Annotated in this window: 1 protein-coding gene; it reads left to right on the top strand. The window is 70.7% G+C overall.

The window, feature by feature from the left end:
* Nucleotides 1–450, top strand: a 450-nt coding sequence (locus tag HUX53_RS37515) for a PEP-utilizing enzyme (protein ID WP_255206009.1), incomplete at both ends; no start/stop codon positions are given.

Raw genomic sequence — 450 nt, 5'->3', positions numbered from 1 at the left:
GTGGACGGCGTCCAGAAGCTCACCAAGGGCATGAACGCCTCGCCGGGCGCCGCCGTCGGCAAGGCCGTGTTCACCTCCGAGCGCGCCGTGGAACTCGCCGAGCGGGGGGAGGACGTGATCCTCGTCAGCCGCGAGACCAACCCCGACGACCTCGCCGGCATGGTCGCGGCCAAGGGCGTCCTGACGTCGCGTGGAGGCAAGACGTCGCACGCCGCCGTCGTCGCGCGCGGCATGGGCCAGACGTGCGTGTGCGGCGCCGAGGAACTGGACGTCGACGTCAAGAACGGGCACTTCACCGCGCCCGGCTGCGTGACCGGGAACGAGGGCGACGTCATCTCGATCGACGGGTCGTCCGGCGACGTCTACCTCGGCGATGTGCCCGTCGAGGACTCGCCCGTCGTCCAGTACTTCGAGGGCGAGCTGTCACCGGACGGCGACGACCTCGTCAAG

Origin of the sequence: Actinomadura sp. BRA 177 (assembly GCF_013372625.1) — a bacterium.
Classification (GTDB): domain Bacteria; phylum Actinomycetota; class Actinomycetes; order Streptosporangiales; family Streptosporangiaceae; genus Spirillospora.
Note: the sequence above shows the minus strand (reverse complement) of the source record. Positions and strands in the feature narration are given on the sequence as shown.